The 24661-nt window shown below is 63.6% G+C and carries 23 protein-coding genes; 7 read left to right on the forward strand and 16 right to left on the reverse strand.

Annotation, left to right across the window (positions count from 1 at the left end):
• Position 1: 1 nt before the first annotated feature.
• The 5 genes from O3299_RS10135 to O3299_RS10155 all read right to left on the reverse strand — a co-directional run bounded on the left by O3299_RS10135 (position 2) and on the right by O3299_RS10155 (position 3393).
• Entirely contained in the window at positions 2-337 is a 336-nt protein-coding gene (locus O3299_RS10135; protein ID WP_099667436.1) for a hypothetical protein, read from the reverse strand.
• 8 nt (positions 338-345) lie between these two features.
• On the reverse strand, positions 346-798 hold the full coding sequence (locus O3299_RS10140) for a hypothetical protein (RefSeq protein WP_099667435.1): 453 nt from the start codon (positions 796-798) through the stop codon (positions 346-348).
• A 76-nt stretch (positions 799-874) separates the two neighbouring features.
• Positions 875-2080: a phage tail tube protein gene (locus tag O3299_RS10145; protein ID WP_305052511.1), complete on the reverse strand. Its 1206-nt coding sequence runs from the start codon at positions 2078-2080 to the stop codon at positions 875-877.
• Positions 2081-2415: 335 nt separating this feature from the next.
• Positions 2416-2958 (reverse strand): hypothetical protein, encoded by a 543-nt coding sequence (locus O3299_RS10150; RefSeq protein ID WP_289897415.1) that lies wholly within the window; start codon positions 2956-2958, stop codon positions 2416-2418.
• A gap of 24 nt (positions 2959-2982) precedes the next feature.
• Complete coding sequence (locus tag O3299_RS10155) at positions 2983-3393, reverse strand: hypothetical protein (RefSeq protein ID WP_305062233.1); 411 nt, start codon at positions 3391-3393, stop codon at positions 2983-2985.
• A gap of 149 nt (positions 3394-3542) precedes the next feature.
• On the opposite strand from O3299_RS10155, the gene O3299_RS10160 reads away from it, so the two are divergent.
• Positions 3543-4256, forward strand: coding sequence for a S24 family peptidase (locus tag O3299_RS10160; RefSeq protein ID WP_305062234.1), 714 nt, complete (start codon positions 3543-3545; stop codon positions 4254-4256).
• 44 nt (positions 4257-4300) lie between these two features.
• Here O3299_RS10160 and O3299_RS10165 read toward each other — a convergent pair whose 3' ends face one another.
• The 9 genes from O3299_RS10165 to O3299_RS10205 all read right to left on the reverse strand — a co-directional run bounded on the left by O3299_RS10165 (position 4301) and on the right by O3299_RS10205 (position 16203).
• On the reverse strand, positions 4301-6187 hold the full coding sequence (locus tag O3299_RS10165) for a propionate--CoA ligase (protein WP_305062235.1): 1887 nt from the start codon (positions 6185-6187) through the stop codon (positions 4301-4303).
• Positions 6188-6278: 91 nt separating this feature from the next.
• Positions 6279-7505 carry a hypothetical protein gene (locus O3299_RS10170; RefSeq protein ID WP_305062236.1) on the reverse strand — a complete coding sequence of 409 codons (1227 nt, stop codon included), beginning with the start codon at positions 7503-7505 and terminating at the stop codon, positions 6279-6281.
• A gap of 12 nt (positions 7506-7517) precedes the next feature.
• The gene (locus O3299_RS10175; protein ID WP_305062237.1) at positions 7518-9071 is read right to left on the reverse strand and encodes an MBOAT family protein; all 1554 of its coding nucleotides are present in this window, start codon (positions 9069-9071) and stop codon (positions 7518-7520) included.
• A 169-nt stretch (positions 9072-9240) separates the two neighbouring features.
• Complete coding sequence (gene prpF / locus O3299_RS10180) at positions 9241-10440, reverse strand: 2-methylaconitate cis-trans isomerase PrpF (RefSeq protein WP_305062238.1); 1200 nt, start codon at positions 10438-10440, stop codon at positions 9241-9243.
• A 61-nt stretch (positions 10441-10501) separates the two neighbouring features.
• Positions 10502-13096 carry a Fe/S-dependent 2-methylisocitrate dehydratase AcnD gene (gene acnD / locus O3299_RS10185; protein WP_305062239.1) on the reverse strand — a complete coding sequence of 865 codons (2595 nt, stop codon included), beginning with the start codon at positions 13094-13096 and terminating at the stop codon, positions 10502-10504.
• 11 nt (positions 13097-13107) lie between these two features.
• The gene (prpC, locus tag O3299_RS10190; RefSeq protein WP_305062240.1) at positions 13108-14262 is read right to left on the reverse strand and encodes a 2-methylcitrate synthase; all 1155 of its coding nucleotides are present in this window, start codon (positions 14260-14262) and stop codon (positions 13108-13110) included.
• Between the two features lie 81 nt (positions 14263-14343).
• Positions 14344-15231, reverse strand: coding sequence for a methylisocitrate lyase (gene prpB / locus O3299_RS10195; protein WP_034783951.1), 888 nt, complete (start codon positions 15229-15231; stop codon positions 14344-14346).
• Between the two features lie 364 nt (positions 15232-15595).
• Complete coding sequence (locus O3299_RS10200) at positions 15596-15844, reverse strand: hypothetical protein (RefSeq protein WP_034783948.1); 249 nt, start codon at positions 15842-15844, stop codon at positions 15596-15598.
• A gap of 122 nt (positions 15845-15966) precedes the next feature.
• Positions 15967-16203: a hypothetical protein gene (locus O3299_RS10205; RefSeq protein WP_305062241.1), complete on the reverse strand. Its 237-nt coding sequence runs from the start codon at positions 16201-16203 to the stop codon at positions 15967-15969.
• A 187-nt stretch (positions 16204-16390) separates the two neighbouring features.
• On the opposite strand from O3299_RS10205, the gene O3299_RS10210 reads away from it, so the two are divergent.
• The 4 genes from O3299_RS10210 to O3299_RS10225 all read left to right on the forward strand — a co-directional run bounded on the left by O3299_RS10210 (position 16391) and on the right by O3299_RS10225 (position 20824).
• On the forward strand, positions 16391-17248 hold the full coding sequence (locus tag O3299_RS10210) for an MBL fold metallo-hydrolase (protein ID WP_305062242.1): 858 nt from the start codon (positions 16391-16393) through the stop codon (positions 17246-17248).
• Between the two features lie 139 nt (positions 17249-17387).
• Positions 17388-17738, forward strand: a complete 351-nt coding sequence (locus tag O3299_RS10215) for a hypothetical protein (RefSeq protein ID WP_305062243.1) — start codon at positions 17388-17390, stop codon at positions 17736-17738.
• A gap of 152 nt (positions 17739-17890) precedes the next feature.
• Entirely contained in the window at positions 17891-19183 is a 1293-nt protein-coding gene (locus tag O3299_RS10220; protein WP_305062244.1) for a hypothetical protein, read from the forward strand.
• A gap of 195 nt (positions 19184-19378) precedes the next feature.
• On the forward strand, positions 19379-20824 hold the full coding sequence (locus O3299_RS10225) for an MFS transporter (RefSeq protein ID WP_305062245.1): 1446 nt from the start codon (positions 19379-19381) through the stop codon (positions 20822-20824).
• Positions 20825-20934: 110 nt separating this feature from the next.
• Here O3299_RS10225 and O3299_RS10230 read toward each other — a convergent pair whose 3' ends face one another.
• The gene (locus tag O3299_RS10230) at positions 20935-21840 is read right to left on the reverse strand and encodes a LysR family transcriptional regulator (protein ID WP_305052521.1); all 906 of its coding nucleotides are present in this window, start codon (positions 21838-21840) and stop codon (positions 20935-20937) included.
• An 89-nt stretch (positions 21841-21929) separates the two neighbouring features.
• A complete protein-coding gene (locus tag O3299_RS10235) occupies positions 21930-23378 on the reverse strand; it encodes a M20/M25/M40 family metallo-hydrolase (RefSeq protein ID WP_305052522.1) in 1449 nt (482 codons plus the stop codon).
• A 173-nt stretch (positions 23379-23551) separates the two neighbouring features.
• Here O3299_RS10235 and O3299_RS10240 point away from each other — a divergent pair, with 173 nt between their 5' ends.
• On the forward strand, positions 23552-24082 hold the full coding sequence (locus O3299_RS10240; protein WP_099378762.1) for a GNAT family N-acetyltransferase: 531 nt from the start codon (positions 23552-23554) through the stop codon (positions 24080-24082).
• A 120-nt stretch (positions 24083-24202) separates the two neighbouring features.
• A complete protein-coding gene (locus O3299_RS10245; RefSeq protein WP_034783918.1) occupies positions 24203-24661 on the forward strand; it encodes a glycine zipper domain-containing protein in 459 nt (152 codons plus the stop codon).

Genomic DNA, 24661 nt, shown 5'->3' on the forward strand with positions numbered 1-24661 from the left:
GCTAAAGCGAACTGTTTTGATGGGAGATATAGGCAGCGTCGAGCTGATCGACCAGCTCCTCTTCCCATGCCGTCAGACGGACACGATGCCGCAGTTGCCATGCCAGGATATCCAGGCTGCTCAAGGGATTGACCGCCATGCCGTTTTGCCGCTTGCGACTCATCTGCACGAAAAACTGCCACACATGCGCCAGTTCAAACGGCAGTTGCGCGCGAACGGGAGCCTGCGGCTCCCGGTAGAGTGGATGGCGCTTCGCGGCATCCAGGTGCTCGCCTTTCGCATTGCCATCGGCCGCCTTTGCCGAACGCTCGAACTGTTCGTCGGCAAAGAGCAGCAAGGCGGCGGCTAGACCGTCAAAAAATTGCCGTCCGCCTCGAGTGCAGCCAGCACTTTTTCCTGCCAGGACGGCATTTTTTCAAAAATCGCCTTCAGCAAAGCCGGGGAAGGCTGTACCGGGACGCCTTTGTCGACGAAACCAGGCATGCCCACCACCACCGCGATGGCGATCTTCATGTTGCGGTTTTCCGCCAGGTCATACAGTTCCGCCGCGCCTTCATCGGTCTTCGCATCGATCTGCTTGCTTTTTTGCACCGAGCGCTTGATCGCCACCACCGACGTTTCGCGAATCACGGCACGATACTGGTCAGAATTTTTGCTGACGATGTCAAAGCCCGCCTTGTGCGCGCCGTCTTCGTCAAACAACACCGACACCAGGTGAACCTGGTCCACAGCCTTGTTACCATCATTCAACAGGGAGATATCGAAACCAGCCGAGGCGATCATTTGTGCGTTGTTCATATGTATTTTTCTTTCTTGATTGGGGTAAAAGTAAAAGGGCCGCCATCACGGCGGCCCCGGTGCAGGCGCTAGCCGCTTACAGTGCGCTGTCCTGGATGCTCAAGGTGGTCGCTTCGTGCTGCGCGTCGGCGCCCTTGTAGCGCAGGACGTCGAAGGCGCAGGTGACGATCTTGTTCTTCTCGCCGTCGTCGATCTTGGCCGAGGTGATCTTGATGCGGCCCATGGCCAGCGCCAGCACGTCGGCCGTCGGCGCCGTGCCCGACGCCATGGCGTAGGCCAGCGGGATTTCCGTCTCGGACTTGAAGTAGTCGAGGTAGGTGGCATCCTGCAGCAGCACTGTGAACTGGCCCGAACCCATTACCTTGCCGCGCGAGGCGGCCGTGGCGTACTTCGAGCCGATCACCGGGTCGACCTTGACCTGGCCGTCCAGCGAGACGGACATGCCGGTGCAGATCTGCGACGGGATGCCGTTCACGGACAGCATCGCCGTGGCGCCCGAAAATTTACCGGTGCCCGGCGCGGCCAGCGGCGTGGGGAAGTACGGCACGGCCGTGGTCGGGCCTTCCGCCTTGCCCATCAGGGTGAAGTCCAGGCTGGTGATGCCGTTCGGCTGCACGGCGATATCCATCTTGCTCACCAGCTGGTCGACGAAGCTGCGGTGCACGCCGATCTTCGGATCCTGCACTTCGGCCGTGAACCAGTCGGTGGTATGGCCCGTCAACGGGGTGAAGCTGCGCTTGCCGACCGCCGCCACGCCGACCGAGTCGCCGGCCGCCTTGACGATCATCGCCGAGCCATCCATGAACTGGCCATTCAGGTTGGTGGCCGTCACCGACGTGACGAAGAAATTCTTCGCGTTGTTGGCAGCGGCCGGCGCCGTCATGCCGGTGATGCGCACCACGCTGCCGGCACGGAAACCTTCCGCCAGCCAGGAGCCGGCGCTGCGCGTCAGGCCGGTGGCGACGGCGGCGATGGTCGTTTGCGCGGCAGCCACGCCGCCTGCCGTGAAGTCGCGGCGCAGCAGCGCAGCCATCAGCGGCGCATACGTGCCGCACGCCGCTTCGGCCTTGATGGCGCCCGTGGTGCGGAAGTTGCCCAGGCGGGTATCGCCCTGCTGCTGGCTGGCGTCGATTTCGGCGCTTGCGTACTTGTCTGCTTCCGTGTCGAAAGTGGCCGTGACGCGGGGATAAATCTGGCCGCCGCCGGCGGCGGCCTTGCTGCCTTCGGCGCTTTGTTTGCTGATAACGATCAAGCTGTCGATGCCGTTTGCTGTCGATGCCATAAGTAATACCTTTCGTGGGATGAAAAAAAAGACCGCATCTGCGGTCTTGAGGGGGAACTGCCGATAACCAGGAAAATAAAAAGCCCGCACGCGGTGAGGCGGCGGGCTGGCGTCCGGATGGCGCGGGGCCATGCCGGACGGAAGGTGGGCGAAGGGGCCATGAAGGCCGTTCGCTGCGCTGATTTCCCCTATCGGTGTCGCGCCGAAAGCGCGTCTATTACGAGTGGAGAAGCATGTGGTGTACTGCGGGTGTTAGCTGTGTTGCCGTTGCTGCGTGATCGAGACTCTATTGTAGGGGCATTTTTTTCAGCGCCAGGCATATTGCAAAAAAAATTTCAGTGGCCGAGGCGGCGCATGGCGCGGGCGCCGTGCGACTGGAAGATGGCTTCCAGCTCGCTGACCATATCCTTGATGCGTTCGAGCTCGAAGCCGCCGGAGCAGCTGATGGCCGCTTCGCCGGCGCCGCGGCAAGCCTGGCAGACGAGCGGCGCGCCAGCCTGCATGGCAGCGACGACACCAGTGCCGTGGCAGACCTTGCATTTGCTGTCGAGCCAATGCGCGAGCGACGCTTCGGCCACGCGGCGATACAAGGTGTTGGCCGCCTGCGCATCCCAGGCCGTCTGCGCCTTGACCCAGCGCCGCGCGCGGCCCTTCTGCGTCACGGCCGCCGTCCAGGCGCGCAGCAATTGGGCCAGGTTGCCCGCATTGCCCTCGAACAGGCGGCTGACGGTGCCGTCCGCGTACTTGACGCGGCACAGCAAGGCGCCCATGTCGCCGGCCAGCGCGGCGGCCGCGATCACGTCCAGGTCGTGATGGACGGCATCGTCGCGCAGGTTCTGCGATGACAGCGATGCGATGAATTTTTCTGCAAACCCCATGATTTCTCCTCGTTGATTCTTGTTTCAGTTACCCGCCGGGCCAAACAGGGCCGCCACCAGCGGATCGCGGCGCGCCGCGCCACGCGCCCAGCTGGCCGTGCGGCGCACTTGCGGCGGCAATTCGGCCCAGCCATCGACGTCGTCGTCCTGCTCCCCCAGCGCGTACAGGGCAGGCCGCTGGCGCCCCGGTTCCGTGCAATGGCGCTGCGCCAAGTGGATCTGTCCCAGGCCGCACATGTGGCGCAGATAGCGGCTCATGGTGCCCGCATCGAGTCCCAGCAAGGCGGACAACTGCGCCGCGCTGGCCTGGCCCTGCTCGCGGATGTACTGCGCGATGCGGGCGATATGCAGCTGCGACTTCTTGCTGCGCCCCTGTAACTGGCGCCCCTGCCGTGGCGCCGTCCTGCTTTCCACCAATTGACTGCTGTTCAACATCTGCCTGACCTCCCGTGGTGCTGCCCGCCGGCAAACGCTGTAGTGCGTTTGCGACAGGCAACGAGTGGACTTTATCAATCGCTAATGTTAAAGTCAAGCATTTGGTAATTTATCAAACGGTAAATTTCAGGTTTAATGTGGAGATGAATATGTATCAATACAGACGCGACCGCCTGCTGGCCCTGATCCGCGAGCACTACGACAACACGCGCAAGAAAATTTCCGACGTCAGCGGCTGGAGCGAGGCGCGCATCTCGCAAATCCTCTCGCCCACCTACCGCGAGGGGCGCGCTTTCAGCGAAAAGATCGCGCGCAAGCTGGAAGCGGATCTGCAACTGGATGGCATGTATTTCGACCAGGGCGCGGCGCCCGAGCAGGCGGCGCTGACGGCACGCGCGCTGGCCGGCGTGCAGCCGGTGGTCGTGGAAGATGGCGAAGATGAACGCTTTTACCCGATTCGCAAGGTGAAACTGCGCCTGTCGGCCGGCATCACGGGCTTTGCCATCGAACCGGAAACGCACGACGGCAGCACTATCAGCGTGCCGCGCAGCTGGGTCGAGCGCAATGGCTACCACCCGGAAAAACTGGTGGCGATCAAGGTCAAGGGCGAGAGCATGGAGCCGGCCCTGTACGAGGACGACGTGGTGATCATCAATACGGCAGACAACCGGCCGGCCGATGGCATTGTGTTTGCCATCAATTACGAGGGCGAACCGGTGGTCAAGCGCATGGCGCGCGATATCGGCGAATGGTGGCTGACGTCGGACAACCCGGACCAGCGCAAATACCACCGCAAGCTGTGCCGCGGCAATGAATGCCTGATCGTGGGCAGGGTCGTGCGCAAGGAAAGCGACCGGATTTGAAAGCGAAGTTTATCGTTTGATAAACTTCGCTCGCAACATAGCGCTTACGCCAGCGCCGCCTGGATCTGCTGCAGCGATGCCGGATCGTCCATCGACGTCAGGTCGCCCGGGCTGCGGCCTTCGCAGATGGCCTGGATCGAGCGACGCAGCAGCTTGCCCGAGCGCGTTTTCGGCAGTTGCGGCACGAACAGCACGCGCGCCGGCCGCGCCACGGCGCCCAGCTGGCGGTCGACGACGGCCATCACTTCGCGCTCCAGCAGCGCTTTCGCCTCGACGCTGTCGAAGCCCCGCGGGTCCTTCAGGATCACGAAAGCCATCGCCACCTGGCCTTTGAGCTTGTCTTCCACGCCCACCACCGCCACTTCCGACACGTTCGGGTGACTGGTGATGCTTTCCTCGATTTCGCGCGTGCCGAGGCGGTGGCCGGCCACGTTGATCACGTCGTCGGTGCGGCCCAGGATAAAGTAATAGCCATCCGCGTCGCGCACGCCCCAGTCGAAGGTGGAATACACTTGCCGTTCGCTGAAGGTGGACCAGTAGGTGTCGACGAAGCGCGCATCGTCGCCGTAGACCGTCTGCATGCAGCCGGGCGGCAGCGGGCCTTCCAGTACCAGCACGCCCTTCTCGTTGGCGCCGCACTCCTCGCCCGTCGCCTCGTTGAGCAGCTTGACCTGGTAACCGTACATGGCCAGGCCGGGGCTGCCCAGGCGCGTCGGCGTGTCGGCCACGCCCTTGGCCACCGAGAGGATAGGCCAGCCCGTCTCCGTCTGCCAGTAATTGTCGATGATGTCGACCTTCAGTTCATCGGCGATCCATTGCGAGGTGGTTTCATCGAGCGGCTCGCCCGCCAGGTACAGCGCCTTCAGTGACGACAGGTCGTATTTGCGCATCAGTTCCACCGGGTGCTTGCGCAGCACGCGGATGGCCGTCGGCGCCGAGAACATGCGCGTGACCTTGTATTTTTCAACGATGCTCCACCAGATGCCCGCATCGGGACAGATGGGCAAGCCCTCGTACAGGATGGTGGCCATGCCGGCGATCAGCGGGCCATACACGATGTAGGAATGGCCCACCACCCAGCCGATATCCGAGGTGGCAAAGAAGGTTTCGCCGGGCTTGCCGCAAAATGTGTACTGCATCGACGACGCCAGCGCCACCGCATAGCCGCCCACGTCGCGCTGCACGCCCTTCGGCTTGCCCGTCGTGCCCGAGGTGTACAGTACATACGACGGTTCGTTCGATTCGAGCCAGGTGACGGGCACCTGCGCATCCAGGTGCTGCTCGCGCAGGGCAGCGTAATCAACGTCCCGGCCCGGCGTCAGTTCCATCGGCACCAGCTGGCGGTCGACCAGCAATACCCGCTGCGGCTTGTGTGCAGCGATGCGGATGGCTTCGTCGAGCAGCGGCTTGTAGGCAATCGCCTTGCCGTTGCGCGAACCGGCATCGGCGGAAAACACCAGTTTTGGCTGCGCATCGTCGATGCGGCTGGCCAGGCTGTTGGCCGCAAAGCCGCCGAACACCACGGAATGCACGGCGCCGATGCGCGCGCACGCGAGCATGGCGAACGCCGCCTCGGCGATCATCGGCATGTAGATCAGGACGCGGTCGCCCTTGACCACGCCCAGCGACAGCAGGATGGCGGCGCAGCGTTCCACTTCGCGCTGCAGTTCGCGAAAGCTGTAACTGCGCTCCGTATTCGTTTCAGTGGAAATGGCGATCAGGGCGGGTGCATCGCCCTGGCTTTCCACCCAGCGGTCGACGGCGTTGTGGCACAAATTGGTGGTACCGCCAACGAACCATTTGGCGAACGGCGGCCGCGAATAATCGAGCACTTGCGAAAACGGGGTATGCCAGGCTATCTTGTCCGCTTCCTCGCGCCAGAAAGCGTCAGGCGTGTCGATCGAGCGTTGATAAAATGCTGCGAAATTCATGTCTCCTCCGGTGTGCGTGCAATCTGTCTCAGGCTCGGGCGAACAGGCCCGGCCTTGATATGTGGACTATCTGCTTGCGTACTGCTGACTATTATTTATCTGTTGGTGCATCCTCCAAAGGTCTTGCGAACAGTTTTTTGGAGAAAAGGAACATGTCCGGCTGCGCTGCCACGCAGGCGCTGCGCTCGGCTGCGATCCTGTCGCGATTCGCCGCCAGCGTGGCACCGGTCAGGAGCATGCCGAACTGGCCGTCCACCGGCGCCCCATCCTTTTGCGTCATCACACGCTGCATGACGATGTCGCCCAGTGCCCTCTTGAAGTGTCCTGCTTCCCAGTACCAGCGCGTACTGGCATGGCGTTGTTGTTGGGCAGGAATCGGCTCGCAGTTGTAAGGGCCAAAGCCGCTGAAATCGGTCACGCTGATGCGGGCCGATGGATATTGTTTCTTGACGGAGGCCACTTCCAGCACGACCTGCTGTTTCCACTCCTCGAACAGGGGCCACAGGCCAGCCCCTTCGAACAGGGTAAGCATCTGTGCGTGATACGGATAGATCACCAGCTTGATATCGGCTTGCGTGGCCGACATCGCCACCAAAAAATCATGCATCGCCTGAAAATCGCCGTCAGCAAAATCGGCCTTCGACATTTTCACAAATCTGGCGGCACTTTTCTGCGCCCGATGCTTGAATACCTTGTAATACCCATCGCGGACCGCATGGGCGCCATAGTCGAGCGCGGGATTGAGGCCGCTCGGCGCGATAGTGAATGCCGCCCTGTCATGTTGGATGAACGGAGTCTTCACGGCGTCTTTCACCGAAGCCAGAGAAAACAAGGCATCGAAACGCCAGAATCCCGGAACATGGCCTGATGACGCCTCTGTGCGCACCGGAGGTGCGACAGCCGGCTTCAGAAAATCAATGAACTCAATTCCCACGATCACCGTCCCCGGCTTGATACCGGCCTGGGTCAGTTGGGCGAACTGGCTGATGGCCATGGCCATCGCAGTGCCTGGTATCCCCATGTTATAGCCATCACCCTGCATTGCGCCAAATGCGGCGGCACGCGGATCGAAACCCATCTCGGCGCGCGAGTTACCCAGGATGATGAAGCTTGGCTGCAGACGCAGCGCGTGTGCGTGCTTGATCTGGCTCTGGTAGCGGCTCAGGCCAGGCTTGACGGCGTTAAAGTTTTCGCGCCTGACCGCGCCATACAGATTATAGGGGTCGACAATGTACACGAAGGCGCAGACCAGGCATGCGCAGGAAAGCAGCACCAGCATCAAGGTGGACAGATAGCGCCTATAGGATGGTCTTGTCATTTTCCTTCTCCACTAGAACTGAAAATACAAGAATTCGGCGGGCCGGTTCAGGGCCAGGATGCTCGCCAGTGCCAGCAGCGCGATGGCGGCAGCCCACGCCGGTGAAGCGCGCCAGGTCAGCAGCCTCGTCATGCCAGGGCCTGTTATTCCTGCAGGGTGGGCACGCTGGAAGTCCAGCGCAGGCCCACAGCGGCGCATGATCTGCTGCGTATTCGGGAAAGCAAAGGCCAGCAGCGCCGCGATGGCGATCCACGTCCAGGTTTCGACGAACAAGCGTCCACCGCCCAGATAAAACGTCATCCCCATCGCCTCCAGCAGGTGCTGCAGCGGCGGCACACGGCTGGCCAGCACGTCGGGTGCCGCGACGCCATGGGCGCCCGCCATGCCCTGCAGTATCTGCCACGACGTTGCCATGTCCGGCGCGCGGAAAAAGACCCAGGCAATGCAGACGGAGGCAAAAGTGACGAGGGTGGCCACGACTTTCCAGACGCGGCTATCGAGCGGCAGGCGCAAGCGCTGTGCCACCGCGCTCCAGGCCTTGTGGATGGCCAGGTAGGCGCCGTGCAAAAAGCCCCAGACGATGAAATTCCAGCCAGCGCCATGCCACAAGCCGCCCAGCACCATCGTGATCATCAGGTTCAGGTAGCGCCGCGCGGGCCCGCAGCGGTTGCCGCCCAGCGGGATATACAGGTAATCGCGCAGGAAGCGCGATAGCGTCATGTGCCAGCGGCGCCAGAATTGCGCGATATTGCGCGATTTATAGGGCGAGTCGAAATTCAGGGGAAGGCGCACGCCGAACAGGCGCGACAAGCCAATGGCCATGTCGGAATAGCCGGAAAAATCGAAGTACAGTTGGAAGGCATACGCCAATACCCCGCCCCAGGCGACCAGCAGCGAGGGCGCGGCCGGGTTGTCGAACAACGGCGCCGCATACGGGGCGATGCTGTCGGCGATCAGTACTTTCTTGGCCAGGCCGATGAAGAAAATCGTCGAGCCGATAGCGACGTTCCTGGCCGAGAGACGGAAAATTCGCTTGTCCGCAAACTGCGGCATCATCTCCTTGTGGTGCAATACGGGGCCGGCGATCAGATGGGGGAAATACGTGACAAACAGCAGATAGTGGACAAAGCGGTTTTCCTGCGCCTTGCCCTGATAGGTGTCGACCAGAAAAGCGATCTGGGTAAACGTGAAAAACGATATCCCGATAGGCAGCACCACGTGCAGGACGGGCATCGGTTGCGCCGTCAATTCCGCCAGGCTGGAGACAAAGAATCCCGCGTACTTGTAATAAGCGAGCAAGCCCAGGTTGGCGCCGATGGCGGCGGTGACGAGCCATTTTCGGCCCGATGGCGGACTGGCGCCGAGCAAGGCCGCACAACCGTAGTTGAAGAGGATGGAGCCCAGCAGCAGCGGCAGGTAGCGGTAATCCCAATAGCCGTAGAAGAACAGCGATGCTCCCGCCAGCCACGCGGCGGCCCCCAGTTGGCTGCGTCTGCCCAGGATGAAGAATCCCGCCACCGTGATGGGTAGAAAAGCAAAAAGGAAGACGTAGGAGTTAAATAACATCTGTTCACCGGTCAGGAAGCATGGGAGGCCGCCAACATCCGCGACACGCTAACGCGCATCGCGGCTGGCGCCCTGCCATTTTCCTTGCCGCTCAGTTTTTTTACCAGCAAAAGTATCTATCTATCGGCAGGTGCACGGTCAGGCCGAGTCCAGGTGCGTGCTGCGCAGACTAGAATGCGTCGCCGGGAACGCGCACGGCCCCTTCCATCAGCACGCGCGCGCTGCGGCTCATGATGGCCTTGGTGACGCTCCACACGCCATCGACGAGCGCCGCTTCCGCCCCCACCATCAGGGTGCCGGACGGGTGGCCGAAGCGCACCGAGTTGCGGGGACCGCCACCGGCCGCCAGGTTGACCAGGGTGCCGGGAATGGCTGCCGCCGTGCCGATGGCGACAGCGGCCGTGCCCATCATGGCATGATGTAATTTACCCATCGACATGGCGCGCACCAGCAAGTCGATCTCGCCCGCTGCCACCTGCTTGCCGCTGGATGAGACATAGCCGGCAGGCCTGGCGACAAATGCCACTTTCGGCGTGTGCTGGCGTTTCGCCGCTTCATCGACATGCGCGATGAGTCCCATGCGCAAGGCGCCATACGCGCGGATGGTTTCGAAGCGGGCCAGCGCCACCGGATCGCCATTGATGGCGTCCTGCAGTTCCGTGCCCGTGTAGCCGATGGCGTCCGCATCGAAAAAAATCGTCGGGATGCCGGCGTTGATCATCGTGACCTTTAAAACACCGATGCCGGGTACTTCCAGGTCGTCGACGAGGTTGCCGGTAGGGAACATAGCCGAGCTGGCCCCATCGCCGCCCTCCTCGTCTGCCGCCGGATCGAGGAATTCCAGTTTCACTTCGGCGGCCGGGAAAGTCACGCCATCGAGTTCGAAGTCGCCCGTTTCCTGCACTTCGCCATGCGTCATGGGCACGTGGGCAATGATGGTCTTGCCGATATTGGCTTGCCAGATGCGCACCGTGGCGATGCCGTTTTGCGGCACGCGGGCGGCGTCCACCAGGCCGCTGGCGATGGCAAACGAGCCGACGGCGGCCGACAGGTTGCCGCAATTGCCGCTCCAGTCGACGAATGGCTTGTCGATGGAGACCTGGCCGAACAGGTAGTCGACGTCGTGGTCAAGCTTGGCGCTTTTTGCCAGGATCACCGTCTTGCTGGTGCTCGAGGTAGCGCCGCCCATGCCGTCGATCTGCTTGCCATACGGGTCGGGGCTGCCGATCACGCGCAGCAGCAGCGCATCGCGCGCGGCGCCCGGCACTTGCGCGCTGGCCGGCAAATCCTGCAGGCGGAAGAACACGCCCTTGCTGGTGCCGCCGCGCATGTAGGTGGCAGGGATTTTGATTTGGGGTAGGTGGGTCATAGGGTTTCCTGAAAAGCCGGGCAACGCGCGCCTGCGCGCCACCCGGTGAATGACGAACTGCTTACGCTGCCTTGGACGACTCGAGGAAATCCTGCGCGAAGCGCTGAAGAACGCCGCCCGCCTCGTAGATAGACACCTCTTCCGCCGTATCGAGGCGGCAAGTGACGGGCACTTCGACCGTTTCGCCGTTCTTGCGGTGGATGACCAAGGTCAAGGTGGAACGCGGCGTGCGCTCGCCGACGACGTCATAGGTTTCGCTGCCGTCCAGGCCCAGGGTCTTGCGGTTCACGCCAGCCAAAAATTCCAGCGGCAAGACGCCCATGCCCACCAGGTTGGTGCGGTGGATGCGTTCGAAACCTTCGGCCACGATGGCTTCCACGCCGGCCAGGCGCACGCCCTTGGCGGCCCAGTCGCGCGAGGAGCCCTGGCCATAGTCGGCACCGGCGATGATGATCAATGGCTGCTTGCGCTCCATATACACCTCGATGGCTTCCCACATGCGCGAGATTTTTCCTTCCGGCTCGATGCGCGTGAGCGAACCCGCTTTCACTTTGCCATCCTCGATGACCATCTCGTTCTTCAGGGTCGGGTTGGCAAACGTGGCGCGCTGCGCCGTCAGATGGTCGCCCCGGTGCGTGGCGTAAGAGTTGAAGTCTTCCTCGGGCAAGCCCATCTTCGCCAGGTATTCGCCGGCCGCACTATCGAGCATGATGGCGTTCGACGGCGACAGGTGGTCGGTGGTGATGTTGTCGCCCAGGACGGCCAGCGGACGCATGCCTTTCAAGGGACGCGCGCCAGCCAGCGCGCCTTCCCAGTACGGCGGACGGCGGATGTATGTCGTCTGCGGACGCCAGTCGTACAGAGGGCTGACCTTGATGCCGTCGTCCGCCTGCGCGGCGAACATCGGAATGTACACCTTGCGGAACTGCTCCGGCTTGACGCTGGAAGCGACGATGGCGTCGATTTCCTCGTCCGACGGCCAGATATCCTTGAGCAGAATCGGCTTGCCATCCGCATCATGGCCCAGCACATCCTTCTCGATATCGAAGCGGATGGTGCCGGCGATCGCGTAAGCCACCACCAGCGGCGGCGAGGCGAGGAACGCCTGTTTCGCGTACGGGTGGATGCGGCCGTCGAAGTTGCGGTTGCCCGACAAGACGGCCGTGGCGTACAGGTCGCGCGACACCACTTCATCCTGGATCACGGGGTCGAGCGCGCCCGACATGCCGTTGCACGAGGTGCAGGCAAATGCCACCACACCGAAGCCCAGTTGCTCCAGCTCCGGCATCAGGCCCGCTTCCTGCAGATACAGTTCCACGGTTTTCGAGCCGGGCGCCAGCGACGATTTCACCCACGGCTTGCGGGTCAGGCCCAGGCGGTTCGCATTGCGCGCGATCAAACCGGCGGCGATCATGTTGCGCGGGTTGTTCGTGTTGGTGCAGCTGGTGATGGCCGCGATGATGACGGCGCCGTCCGGCATCTTGCCCGGTTCGTTTTCCACCACGCCGGAAATCCCGCGCGCGGCCAGCTCCGACGTCGGCACGCGGTTGTGCGGATTCGACGGACCGGCGATATTGCGCACGACGGACGACAGGTCGAAGCTCAAGACGCGCTCGTACTGCGCGTCCACCAGGCTGTCGGCCCACAGGCCCGTCTCTTTGGCGTACAGCTCCACCAGTTTCACCAGTTCGTCGTCGCGGCCCGTCAGTTTCAAATACTTGATGGTTTGCGCGTCGATGTAGAACATGGCGGCCGTGGCGCCGAACTCCGGCGCCATGTTGGAAATCGTGGCGCGGTCGCCCAGGGTCAGGTGCGCAGCGCCTTCGCCAAAGAATTCCAGGTAGGACGAAACGACCTTCTGCTTGCGCAAGAATTCCGTCAGCGCCAGCACCGTGTCGGTGGCCGTGATGCCCGGCTGCGGTTTACCCGTCAGCTTGACGCCGATGATGTCCGGCAGGCGCATCCACGAGGCGCGGCCCAGCATCACGCTTTCCGCTTCCAGGCCGCCCACGCCGATGGCGATCACGCCCAGCGCATCGACCATCGGCGTGTGCGAATCCGTGCCCACCAGCGTATCGGGATAGGCTACACCATTTTGCACCTGGATCACGGGCGACATGCGCTCAAGATTGATCTGGTGCAAGATGCCGTTGCCCGGCGGAATCACATCGACGTTCTTGAAGGCCTTCTTGGTCCAGTCGATGAAGTCGAAACGGTCTTCGTTGCGGCGGTCTTCGATGGCGCGGTTCTTGGCGAAGGCGTCGGGGTCGAAACCGCCGCATTCGACGGCCAGCGAGTGGTCGACCACCAGCTGCGTCGGCACGACGGGGTTGACGAGGGCCGGGTCGCCGCCCTGGGCCGCGATGGCGTCGCGCAAGCCCGCCAGGTCGACCAGGGCCGTCTGGCCCAGGATGTCATGGCAGACGACGCGCGCGGGGAACCATGGGAAGTCCAGGTCGCGGCGGCGTTCGATGAATTGGCTCAGCGAAGCGTTCAAGGTCGCCGGGTCGCAGCGGCGCACGAGGTTTTCCGCCAGCACGCGCGAGGTGTAGGGCAAGGTGGCGTAGGCGCCTGGCTGGATCGCATCGACGGCGGCACGCGTGTCGAAGTAGTCTAGCTGGGTGCCCGGCAAGGATTTGCGGTGCAAGGTGTTCATGTTGGTGCTCATTATTTGCGGTCCTTGATCGGCACGAATTCCAGGTCTTCCGGCCCCACGTAGTTGGCGCTCGGGCGGATGATCTTGTTGTCGATGCGCTGTTCGATGATGTGGGCAGCCCAGCCCGACGTGCGCGAGATGACGAACAGCGGCGTAAACATCGCCGTCGGCACGCCCATCATGTGGTACGACACGGCCGAGAACCAGTCCAGGTTCGGGAACATGTTCTTGATTTCCCACATGACCGTTTCCAGGCGCTCGGCGATGTCAAACATCTTGGTGGAACCGGCTTCCTGCGACAGCGAACGGGCCACTTCCTTGATGACTTTATTGCGCGGGTCCGAAATCGTGTAGACGGGGTGGCCGAAGCCGATCACCACTTCCTTGTTGGCCACGCGTTCGCGGATGTCCGCTTCCGCTTCATCGGCGTTGTCGTAGCGTTTCTGGATATCCAGCGCCACTTCATTCGCGCCGCCGTGTTTCGGGCCGCGCAGCGCGCCGATGGCGCCCGTGATGGCCGAGTGGATGTCCGATCCCGTGCCGGCGATGACCCGGCTGGTGAAGGTCGAGGCGTTGAATTCGTGTTCCGCGTACAGGATCAGCGACGTGTGCATGGCTTTTTCCCACGACGCCGACGGTTTTTCGCCATGCAGCAGGTGCAGGAAGTGGCCGCCGATCGAGTCGTCGTCCGTTTCCACTTCGATGCGCTTGCCGTTATGGCTGTAGTGGTACCAGTACAGCAGCATGGAGCCGAACGACGCCATCAGGCGGTCGGCGATGTCGCGCGCGCCCGGCGCGTTATGGTCGTCCTTTTCCGGCAGTGTGCAGCCCAGCACGGACACGCCCGTGCGCATCACGTCCATCGGGTGAGCGGCGGCCGGCAGCGCTTCCAGCGCCAGTTTCACTGCCGACGGCAAGCCGCGCAGGGATTTCAACTTGGCCTTGTAGCCTTTCAGTTCAGCGGCTGTCGGCAGTTTGCCGTGCACCAGCAGGTAGGCGATTTCCTCGAACTCGCAGCTGTCGGCCACGTCCAGGATGTCATAGCCGCGGTAGTGCAAATCGTTGCCGGTCTTGCCGACCGAGCACAGCGCCGTATTGCCGGCGGTGACGCCGGACAGGGCGACGGATTTTTTAGGCTTGAAAGTGGCGACTTGCGGTGCGTTCATTGATTTCTCCAAAAATTGACTAGTCTCGGTTGCGTCACTGCGGGGCCGGCATGCGGCCCCTGCTTCTTTACTTTTCTTTACTTATTTCTTTTGCGCGGCGAACAGCGCATCGAGCTTTTGCTCGAAATCGTGGTAATTGATCGATTCATACAGCTCCATGCGCGTCTGCATGGTGTCGACGACGTTCTTTTGCGTGCCGTCGCGACGCAGCGCCTGGTAGACGTTTTCCGCCGCCTTGTTCATGGCGCGGAAGGCCGACAGCGGATACAGGGCCAGGCCCACGTGGGCGCTGCGCAGTTCGTCCAGGGTGAACAGCGGCGTGGAGCCGAATTCCGTGATGTTGGCCAAAATCGGCACGTTGACGGCCTTGGCGAACGTGGCGTACATGTCCAGGTCCGTGATGGCTTCCGGGAAGATCATGTCGGCGCCCGCTTCGACGCAGGCGACGGCGCGTTCCAGCGCCGCTTCCAGGCCATCGACGGCCAGCGCATCGGTGCGCGCCATGATGACGAAGTTCGGGTCCGTACGCGCGTCGACGGCCGCCTTGATGCGGTCGACCATTTCTTCCTTGCTCACGATTTCCTTGCCCGGACGGTGACCGCAGCGCTTGGCGCCCACCTGGTCTTCGATGTGCAGGCCGGCCGCGCCGAACTTGATCATCGATTTCACCGTGCGCGCCACGTTGAAGGCGGACGAACCGAAGCCCGTGTCGGCGTCGACCAGCAGCGGCAGGTCGCACACGTCGGTGATGCGGCGGATGTCGGTCAGCACGTCGTCCAGGCTGGAAATACCCAGGTCGGGCAAGCCCAGCGAGCCGGCCGCGACGCCGCCGCCGGACAGGTAGATGGCTTTATAGCCGGCGCGCTTGGCCAGCAAGGCGTGGTTGGCGTTGATGGCGCCGACGACTTGCAACGGGGATTCTTCCTGGACGGCCTTGCGGAATGCGGCACCTGCGGAGTATTGAGTCATGTGTTCACCTTATGGGTTTCGGATGGTCCCGAATGTTTCACGGAGTGGCTATGAGCATCAGTATTGCAAATGCCGTGCCAGGCCGGCGCGGCGCGGCGAACAACACGTGACGGCAGAGTGAAAACAGGCGACAAGGTGCCAGCCAGCGCTGCTCCGGGGCTGTCACGCCAGGGAACAACGATGTCACGTTTGTCCCGTGCGATGTTTCATTATCGTTTCACAATTTCATTTTGAAACATAACATTGAAACATGCAACAATGCTGGATGAAAAGATGGGGGCAGGCACACGCGCCGCCGGCAGCGCGCAAAAAAACAGCCGGCGGATGCCGGCTGCGGGAGCACGATGACTGAAAGAGTAGAGAACTAGGCCAGCCGCACCAGCGGGTTGGCGATGATGTTGTCGATCTGGCGCACGGCTTCTTCGCAGGCGGCGGCAATGGCGCCCTCCTCGTCGTCGCGTACGAATTGCATGGTCGAGCCTTCGAATACTTCCAGGCCTTCGGCCGTGGCGCGCTCGATGTCGCAACTGGCCGACCATTTGCCGTCGGTGGTGGGCACGGCCAAGGGAACGATTTCCCAGCCTTTATAGTGAATTTTAGAACTGCTATCCATGGGTGCCTCCTTCGTGACTGACTCAATAGTGGAAATCGTAGCATGAAGCGCGGCTGGCAGCGACGTGTTTCACGCGCCAGCCGTAGTCAGGCTCACTTTCGGGCTAAACGATTTACGCTGGCTCAAGGGCGCAGCAGATTATCGACTTCCGTCCTGGCCACTTGCAGGCCCGCCGTGCAAGCCGTTTCGGGGGCCGCGTAGCCGCCCAGGGTGCGGCTGCGCGTGATCGCCTGCGCTTCCGGCTCGCCTTCGCGCTGCAGGAGGTAGGTAAAATCCCATAAATCGTCGTTATCCTTTTGCGGGGTCACGGAAATCGTAAAACCGCGGTACTGTTCGCTGCGTGCAGTGATATCGTTCATGAATTCCTCCTTGGAAGAATGAGGTTACCATGCTGCAAGCGCCGGGGTGCGCACGGCTGTGACGGCCGCATGCCTAATCCCTTATCTGTTTTTCGCATGTTAAATGTGAATTTACAACATTTTTTTAGCGAACTCTGGCGATATAATGCCATTCCCTGTCCGCCCATTGCCCTCCCTTGCCGCCGTGATGACTCCACAAATCCAAGCTTTCTTCGACCCCGCCACCGCCACCGTCACCTATATCGTGTATGAGGCCGATGGGCGGGACTGCGCCATCATCGATTCCGTGCTCGACTACGATCCCAAGGCGGGCCGCACATCCACCGCCTCGGCCGACAAGGTGATCGCCTTCGTGCGCGAACATGGCTTGCAGTGCCGCTGGCTGCTGGAAACCCATGCGCATGCGGACCACCTGTCTGCCGCGCCCTACCTGCAGCAGCAGCTGGGCGGCGACGTGGCCATCGGTGCCGCCATCCAGACGGTGCAGCAGGCCTTCGCCGCCGTCTACCACCAGGGTGCGGCCAAGGCCGACGGCTCGCAGTTCGACCAGCTGTTCGCGCCCGACCAGGTATTCCATATCGGCGCATTGGAAGTGCGCGCGCTGCACGTGCCCGGCCACACGCCGGCCGACCTGGCGTACCAGATCGGCGACGCCGTGTTTGTCGGCGACACCCTGTTCATGCCGGACGTGGGCTCGGCCCGCTGCGACTTTCCCGGCGGCTCCGCTGCGCTGCTGTACCGCTCCGCGCAGCGCCTGCTGTCGCTGCCGCCGCAGACCCGGCTGTTCATGTGCCACGACTACCCGCCCAACGGCCGCGAGGCGCACTGGGAAGTGACGGTGGCCGAACAGCGCGCCGGCAACATTCACTTGCGCGACGGCATCACGGAAGAACAATTCGTGGCCATGCGCACCAGCCGCGACGCCACCCTGGACATGCCGACATTGATCCTGCCCGCCATCCAGGTCAACATCAACGCGGGCAAGCTGCCCGAGCCGGAAGACAATGGCGTGCGCTACCTCAAAATACCGCTGAACGCGATCTGATTTCCCCGGCATTCCCCGCCCGCCGCGCTTCCTTTCTTGACACCACGCAAGTCCCACCTCAGGCAATCCGCATACAGTGCAGATTGCCTGAATTCGCTTGGGCGCCGCTTTTCATCTTTAACGTTGACGGAGCGCCCGCATGTCGCCCGACCCTACGCTAGCTGGCAATTGCATCCTGCTCACCAAAGCCGAAGGCACGACCTTGTTCAGCCATGCGCTGCTCCAGGCCGTCACACGCCTGCCCCGTCCCGGCATCGTCATCTTCGTGCATGGCGTCAATTCCGACGGCGAATGGTATGAGCAGACCGAACAAGGGCTGTGCGCCGGCCTGAATGCGCGTCTGAAGCGCCGCGACGAGGACCTGGCGATCCCGGGCCCGGCGGCCGGACAGATGCAGGCCGCCACCTACGCGCGCGAATTGACGGATGACGGCTTCCTCAATCCCAAGCGCAACGCCACTACCTTCCGGCATCCACCAACTTTGCGCTGAGGACTGACGGTGCATAAGTTCATTGCCACGCCGCGCCGCGCCAGCGACTGGCCTGGGCCCTCGCCACATTTCTCTTCGTCATTTTCCTGGCATGTTGGTCCATCTGGTCGGGCTATGCCGGTCACCAGCATGTCCATTCACCTGGAGACTTCATGAAACAGTTCCTCGCGCTGCCCATGCTGGCCGCCTTCTCCATGTTTGCGCTATTGACGGCCTGCGCCACGCAACCTGCGCCGAAAGAAGAAAGCCTCCCAACAACCACGGCTCACGTTCCCTTCCGGGCACAAGTCGTGGGCCTGCAGTGGCTTAATCCGCTGCAGCGGCTCGACTATCCCACCGAGTGGCAGCTGCTCTGGACGCTCGGCCTGGCCAAACCCAACAAGAATGACGATATGGTCAGGACGGATCCCAGGGGTTTCAGCACCTTGCAGGCCGTCGCCCCCATTGCCCACGATATCGATGGCACGGAAACGTTCAAGGGCTATCACTATAAATATGTGCGGAAATTAACCAGCCTATTTCATGACATTTACTACTCCAGCCCCACCTACTTTTATCGAGTCTATCCCAAAGATCAAAAACAGAACTGGCGCGAACTGGCAGGCATCCACGTCGAATATGCCCTGCCTGCGGGCAAGTTGGATCCAGAAGAGGCAAGAAACACTACACGCGAACGTATTATCGACACCTTCAGCATCGGCAATGTCAATTTCCCCACCCTCTGGACCCGCGCCACCCCACCCGACGTGCGCATCACCCTGGGCGGCAACAACGCGGGTTTCATCTCCCTGCAAGCCGCGCTGGCCTACCTGGAAGCGCATCCGAAGCAAACCGTGTGGGTCATGAACTGGGATGCGCCGAGCCGGCCGAAGACCATGCAGATCAATGAAAACCTGGTGCTGCTGGTGCTGGCCGGCCCCGATTACAAGACGGAGCGTGCGGCGCTGGCGTGGATAGGCTATCCGGCCTCGCGCAAGGTGGCCGATTTTGAAGCGGGCAAGGACAAGCCGCCGCGCGCCGTGCAGGCGTCGCAGGCGGTATTTGCCGAAGCGTCGCGCCATGGCGGCAAGACGGAAGAAGACATCGGCTACGTCATCCACGACGCCAGCAAGACCCTGCCCTCGTCATCAGACCGCCTGGGCCAGCTGGCGCAAGCGCTGACCCTGGAAGTGCCGGGATTCGACTTCCTGCCGCAGACCTTCAATACGCCGGCCCTGCTGGGGGAAATGGGCGCAGGCACGGTGCTGACCAATGTCGCCCTGGGTATCGCCCATGCGAACCACGTCGGCAAGCCCGTGCTGGTGGCGGGCACCAGCGATCCTGACGGCGTCACGGGCGTGCTGGTCTTGCCGCCAGCCACGGTACGGCCCATCGCCCACGACAAACCGTGGTTCCGCGCGCGGCGAAAACAATGCGTATTTGCCGTGGTGGGGCATCCGGCATGACACGGCGGACAATTTGCAGGGTTACTCGAAATAAGGTCCGAAGTACTGGCCGCCGGCGCGCAGCGGCCTTCCCGGCGGCCCGGCCGCGCCACATACATGGCGTCAAACGCAACAACACAATGCAAATGATGCGCCTTCCGCCATGCCATATCCCTCGATACCATGTAATGACCCCATTCGAGGATCAGCCACGCCATGCATGCACCGTCAAAACCCGCTCCACCCAGCCAGCAGGCGTCCCAGGCCGGCAACGCCACGATGCCCGTGCGCGGCGCGCTTGCCAGCCTGTCCCTGGCGATGCTGCTGCCCGCGCTGGGCACCAGCATCGCCAACGTCGGCCTGCCCGACATGGCCAGGGCCCTGCAGGCACCGTTCCAGGATGTGCAATGGATCGTGCTCGCCTATCTGCTGGCCATCACCGCCCTGATCGTCAGCGTGGGGCGCCTCGGCGACATGGTCGGCCGGCGCCGCCTGCTGCTGGCCGGCATCGCGCTGTTTGCCCTAGCTTCCATCCTGTGCGCGCTGGCGCCCACCTTGTGGCTGCTGGTTGCCGCGCGCGCCCTGCAAGGCCTGGGCGCGTCCGTCATGATGGCGCTGACCATGGCCCTGGTCGGCAGCACCGTTCCCAAGGCCAGGACGGGCAGCGCCATGGGCCTGCTCGGCACCATGTCCGCAGTCGGCACCACGCTGGGCCCCGCGCTGGGCGGCCTGCTGATCGCGCGCTTCGGCTGGCAAGCCATTTTCCTCGTCAACGTACCGCTGGCCGGCCTGGCGCTGCTGCTGGCCTGGCGCTACCTGCCGGCGGACCAGCGCGGCGCGCACGCCAAACGGCCCGTGTTCGACCACCGCGGCACCGTGCTGCTGGCGCTGACCCTGGGCACCTATGCGCTGGCCATGACCCTGGGCCGCGGCCAGTTCGGCGTACGCAACGCGGCGCTGCTGCTGGCCGCCTGCGTCGGTGCCATCCTGTTCGTCCGGGTCGAGCTGAAGGCGCCGGCGCCGCTGATACGCCTGGCCATGCTGCGCGCGCCCGCGCTCGGCGCCGGCCTGGCGACCAGCATGCTGGTGGCGACGGTGATGATGTCCACCCTGGTGGTCGGCCCCTTCTACCTGGCGCGCGGCCTGGGTTTGGGCACGGCCGTTACCGGCATGGTGCTGGCGGCGGGGCCGCTGGTGGCGGCGTTCTGCGGCGTGCCGTCCGGCTGGCTGGTGGACCGCTACGGCGCGCAGCGCATGGGCGGCGCGGGCCTGTGCGGCGCGGCCGGCGCCTGCCTGGCGCTGGCCCTGTTACCCGCCAGCCTGGGCATTCCCGGCTACGTCGCGCCCATCATGCTGCTCACGGCCAGCTATGCGCTGTTCCAGGCAGCCAACAATACGGCCGTCATGGGCAATATCGTTGCCGATCAGCGCGGCGTCATTTCCGGCATGCTCAATCTGTCGCGCAATCTGGGACTCGTCACGGGCGCCTCCGTGATGGGCGCCGTCTTCGCTGCCGGCGCCGGCGATATCGCCAGCGCCCGGCCAGCCGCCATGATCGGCGGCATGCACGCCACCTTTGGCGTGGCCAGCGCGCTGATACTCGCCGCGCTGGTCATTTTCGTGCTTGGCCGCACCCTGAGCAAAACTGGAGACTCCGCATGATACGCACCCGTGCAATCCCATCCCTGCCTGTCCCTCTGTTGCTGCTGGCCCTGGCCTGCGGCGCCACCCTGTCCGGCTGCTGCTGGCCCTGAGCTGGCGCGCCGGCGGCGTCAGCCGGCATTGATCCGGGCCGCGCAAGCGTCGACCACGCAGCCGCGCAGCCAGCGGTGGGCGGGGTCGGCATCCATGCGCGGATGCCACATCAGCGACACGGTCAGGTCGGGCATGCGCAGCGGCAGCGCAAAACTGAACATACCGGCGCGCAGATTGCCCGTATGCCGTTCAGGCACGGTGGCGATCAGGTCGGAGCCGGCGGCCAGCGCCAGCGCCGCCGTGAAGCCGCCGACGATGCTGGCGATCGTGCGCTGCAATCCCAGCGCGGCCAGCGCATCGTCCATCGGCCCCGTCTCCTGGTCGCGCCGCGCCACCAGCACATGCCGGCCGGCCGCATAGCGCTCGGCGCTGATGTCGCCCTGCGCCAGCGGATGGCCGCTGCGCACCACGCCCACGAAACGGTCGCCGAACAGCCTGCGCGTGCGCACTTCCGGGCTGGTGAGGCTGCCGATCACGCCCGTTTCCAGGTCGATGCTGCCCTCGCGCAGCTGCACGCTTTCGCGGTCGAGCTTTTGCACGAAACGCAGACGCACGCCTGGCGCTTGCGCGCCGATATGCGCGAGCAGCGCCGGGCCGAAATTTTCCACGAAACCGTCGCTCGAACGCAGCGTAAACGTTTGCGCCAGCTGGCGCGGATCCAGCTGCTGCGCCGGTCCCAGCACGGCCAGCACTTCGCCCAGCAGGGGGGCGACTCTTGCGCGCAGCTCCAGCGCGCGCGGCGTGGGCACCAGTTCACGGCCGGCGCGCACCAGCAGCGGATCGCCCGTCGTCTCGCGCAGGCGCGCCAGGGCGCGGCTCATGGCCGATGGACTCAAACGCAAGCGCCGCGCGGCGCGCGTGACGCTGCCTTCGGCCAGCAGGACATCGAGGGTGATCAGCAGATTCAGATCGGGTAGCGACATGGTGTTTACCTTGGCATGCATTGCTGGCGCCAAGTTGCCGGCGCCAGCACTGGCGCGCGCCGCCCGGGTGGCGGCCCGCGCGATGGCGCTTACTCGGCCTGCTCCGGCGCGCGGCCGATCTCGCCGTCGATATTGGCCAGGAACCAGGCCAGCGACGACATCAGCGCCACGTTGCGCTTCAGGTTTTCCGGGTCGACCTTGTCCAGCGTGTCGGCCGCCGTGTGGTGGTAATGGAAGTAACTGTGGCTGTCCACCAGCGGCTCGAAACTCGGTACGCCGCCCGTTTCCAGGCGGTGCAAGTCGCCCGTGCCCAGCGCGTCGCGGCGCGTGAAGGCGTGCGCGCCCATCGGCAGCAGGGCCGCGCGCAGGGGCGCGAACAGTTTTTCCGACTTCGGCCCCACGCTGGCGAGGATGCCGAACGGGCGGCCGGCGCCGCTATCCATCTCGATGGCCGCGTACTGCTTGCCGAGCGCCTGCTTGTGGGCCTCGAAATAGGCCTGGCCGCCGCGCCCGCCGTTTTCCTCGTTCATCCAGGCGATTACGCGGATGGTGCGGCGCGGACGGTAGTCGAGCTTTTTCAGGGTTTCCACCACGCCCATGGCTGCCACGACGCCGGCGCCGTCGTCGTGCGCGCCCGTCGCCAGGTCCCAGGAATCGAGGTGGCCCGAAACCACCACCACTTCGTCGGCCTTGTCCGTGCCCGGCCAGTCGGCGATGACGTTGTAGCTGTCCGCTTCCGGCAGGTTTTGCGGCGTCAGGGTCAGGTGCATTTTCAGGGGGCCGCGCGCGGCCAGGCGGCCCATCAGCAAGGCGTCTTCCACGGTGACGGCGGCGGCGGGAATGCGTTTATTCTCGTCCAGGCCCGTGGCGCCCGCGTGCGGGATGCGGAAATCGGCGCCGCCCACCGAGCGCACCAGCGCGGCGGCCGCGCCCAGGTCGGCCGCCGCCTTCGGCCCGAGGAAGCGCGCGCGCGAACCCTGGCCATAGGTGACGCCGGCCAGTCCGCGCTCGGCCATCTCCTGGTCGAACGGCGTGTCGATCAGCACGATGGCGCCCTTCACTTCCGACGCGCGCGCCTTGAGTTCATCCAGGCTCTTGACGATGATCACGGGCGCCGTCAGGCCGGCGGCCGGCGTGGCGCCGGAGCCGCCCAGGGCGGTGAGCACCACGCGCTGCGACACGCCCTGCGGACGGCCCGCGTAATCGACGATTTCCGCCGTTTCCACGCCGCGCACCCAGTGCGGCACTTTCACGGGCTGCAAGGTGACGGTGGCGCCCAGCCGGCGCATGGTGTCGGCCACCTGCTGCACGGCGGCCGCCGCGCCGGCGGACCCGGACAGGCGCGGGCCGATCAGATCCGTCATGTCGGCCAGGCGGGCGTACGCCCAGTCGCTTTGCAGCGCGGTGTCGCGCACCTGCGCCAGCGCTTGCGGCGCATTGCCCGGCGCGGCGGCAAAGGCGCCGGCGCTGATGATGCAGCCGAGGGCAAGGGATACGGCGGAACGGCGCAGTGGCGCGCCAGTCAGGATGCTATGCATGTGTTCAAATCCAGTCTACGAGGTCGAAGCGGGTACGCCGTGGCCATGGGCAAGGCGCGACTTTTTCTACGATAGCGTATTTATTCTGTCATTGCAGCAACTTTTACGGGATCGATTGCCTCGCCCCCCAGAGTCGATTACCATCAGAATCGTGATCGCTACCGGAAACCGCCATGCTCAAGGGAACACTCTGTACCGTCCGGCATTTGCAGGCCGCCGACCTGAATACCTATATTTCCCTCGTCAACGACCTGCCCTCGCGCGGCGAGTTTTTCTCGATGCAATTCAAGTCGCCCGAGGCCATGCGGCGCGACTTCCTGCAATCGGGCTTCGTCACCGAGGACAGCGAATTGTTCCTCATCGAAGATCACGCCCAGCACATCATCGGCACGATCACGCACTTCAAGAGCCGCACGCCAGCCTCGCGCGAGATCGGCTACCGCCTGTTCGACCGGCAGCGGGATGGACGCGGCTACATCAGCGAAGCGACGCGCCTGCTGGTCGACTACCTGTTCAACGCCTATCCGTATCACCGGCTGGAGCTGCTGATGGACCCGCTGAACATCGGTTCCGAGCGCATCGCGCAAAAGAACGGCTTTACCCAGGAAGGCTTGCTGCGCCAGGCCTTCTTTATCAATGGCGTGATGCGCGATGTCAAAATGTACAGCCTGCTGCGTCCCGAATGGCAGGCGCGCCTGCGCTGACTTGTTACGGCCGGGGCAGGATTGTAATAAGTTGTATTAGACATGGAACACGGTTGCGACAGCAGATATAGTCCAGTCCATGCAGATCATTGTGATCTCGCCGGAATGGAAGGAAATGCCATGTTGAACAAGAAACTCCTGGGTGCGGTAATGGTAGCGGCAGTGGCTGTGTCTTCGGCCGCAGTCGCCGGTGACCGCGACTTCAATACCGTTGCAGGCGCCGTTGTCGGAGCGGCCATTGGCAACAGCACCGGCGGCCGCAATGGCGCGATCGTCGGTGGCGTGCTGGGCGCGGCCGTCGGCAACAGCATCAGCACGAATGACCGTTATTACGACCGTGGCGGCTATCGCGGCGGTTACCGCGAAACCTATTATGCGCCGGCGCCGCAGCCCGTGTACTACGCCCCTGCCCCGCAGCCCGTGTATTACGCACCGCCACCGCGCTACTACGGCCCGCCGGCTGTCGTCTACGTGCAACCGGGCCGCGGCTACTACCGCGACCATGGCCGCCGCGACTACTATGACCGCGGAGACTACCATGACCATGGCCGCGGTCACGGCTGGGGCCATCGCCGTTAA

The organism is Janthinobacterium sp. SUN176 (assembly GCF_030587335.1).
Classification (GTDB): Bacteria; Pseudomonadota; Gammaproteobacteria; order Burkholderiales; family Burkholderiaceae_D; genus Janthinobacterium; species Janthinobacterium kumbetense.

What these genes read in the sequence shown, in the direction of transcription:
- O3299_RS10155 (WP_305062233.1), bottom strand. Translation starts at nt 3,393, where the DNA reads ATGTTGAACAGCAGTCAATTGGTGGAAAGCAGGACGGCGCCACGGCAG.
- O3299_RS10200 (WP_034783948.1), bottom strand. Translation starts at nt 15,844, where the DNA reads ATGGATAGCAGTTCTAAAATTCACTATAAAGGCTGGGAAATCGTTCCC.
- O3299_RS10220 (WP_305062244.1), top strand. Translation starts at nt 17,891, where the DNA reads ATGAAACAGTTCCTCGCGCTGCCCATGCTGGCCGCCTTCTCCATGTTT.
- O3299_RS10160 (WP_305062234.1), top strand. Translation starts at nt 3,543, where the DNA reads ATGTATCAATACAGACGCGACCGCCTGCTGGCCCTGATCCGCGAGCAC.
- O3299_RS10210 (WP_305062242.1), top strand. Translation starts at nt 16,391, where the DNA reads ATGACTCCACAAATCCAAGCTTTCTTCGACCCCGCCACCGCCACCGTC.
- prpB (WP_034783951.1), bottom strand. Translation starts at nt 15,231, where the DNA reads ATGACTCAATACTCCGCAGGTGCCGCATTCCGCAAGGCCGTCCAGGAA.
- O3299_RS10165 (WP_305062235.1), bottom strand. Translation starts at nt 6,187, where the DNA reads ATGAATTTCGCAGCATTTTATCAACGCTCGATCGACACGCCTGACGCT.
- prpC (WP_305062240.1), bottom strand. Translation starts at nt 14,262, where the DNA reads ATGAACGCACCGCAAGTCGCCACTTTCAAGCCTAAAAAATCCGTCGCC.
- acnD (WP_305062239.1), bottom strand. Translation starts at nt 13,096, where the DNA reads ATGAACACCTTGCACCGCAAATCCTTGCCGGGCACCCAGCTAGACTAC.
- O3299_RS10205 (WP_305062241.1), bottom strand. Translation starts at nt 16,203, where the DNA reads ATGAACGATATCACTGCACGCAGCGAACAGTACCGCGGTTTTACGATT.
- O3299_RS10225 (WP_305062245.1), top strand. Translation starts at nt 19,379, where the DNA reads ATGCATGCACCGTCAAAACCCGCTCCACCCAGCCAGCAGGCGTCCCAG.
- O3299_RS10150 (WP_289897415.1), bottom strand. Translation starts at nt 2,958, where the DNA reads ATGGGGTTTGCAGAAAAATTCATCGCATCGCTGTCATCGCAGAACCTG.
- O3299_RS10240 (WP_099378762.1), top strand. Translation starts at nt 23,552, where the DNA reads ATGCTCAAGGGAACACTCTGTACCGTCCGGCATTTGCAGGCCGCCGAC.
- O3299_RS10230 (WP_305052521.1), bottom strand. Translation starts at nt 21,840, where the DNA reads ATGTCGCTACCCGATCTGAATCTGCTGATCACCCTCGATGTCCTGCTG.
- O3299_RS10175 (WP_305062237.1), bottom strand. Translation starts at nt 9,071, where the DNA reads ATGTTATTTAACTCCTACGTCTTCCTTTTTGCTTTTCTACCCATCACG.
- O3299_RS10235 (WP_305052522.1), bottom strand. Translation starts at nt 23,378, where the DNA reads ATGCATAGCATCCTGACTGGCGCGCCACTGCGCCGTTCCGCCGTATCC.
- O3299_RS10170 (WP_305062236.1), bottom strand. Translation starts at nt 7,505, where the DNA reads ATGACAAGACCATCCTATAGGCGCTATCTGTCCACCTTGATGCTGGTG.
- O3299_RS10215 (WP_305062243.1), top strand. Translation starts at nt 17,388, where the DNA reads ATGTCGCCCGACCCTACGCTAGCTGGCAATTGCATCCTGCTCACCAAA.
- O3299_RS10245 (WP_034783918.1), top strand. Translation starts at nt 24,203, where the DNA reads ATGTTGAACAAGAAACTCCTGGGTGCGGTAATGGTAGCGGCAGTGGCT.
- O3299_RS10145 (WP_305052511.1), bottom strand. Translation starts at nt 2,080, where the DNA reads ATGGCATCGACAGCAAACGGCATCGACAGCTTGATCGTTATCAGCAAA.
- prpF (WP_305062238.1), bottom strand. Translation starts at nt 10,440, where the DNA reads ATGACCCACCTACCCCAAATCAAAATCCCTGCCACCTACATGCGCGGC.
- O3299_RS10140 (WP_099667435.1), bottom strand. Translation starts at nt 798, where the DNA reads ATGAACAACGCACAAATGATCGCCTCGGCTGGTTTCGATATCTCCCTG.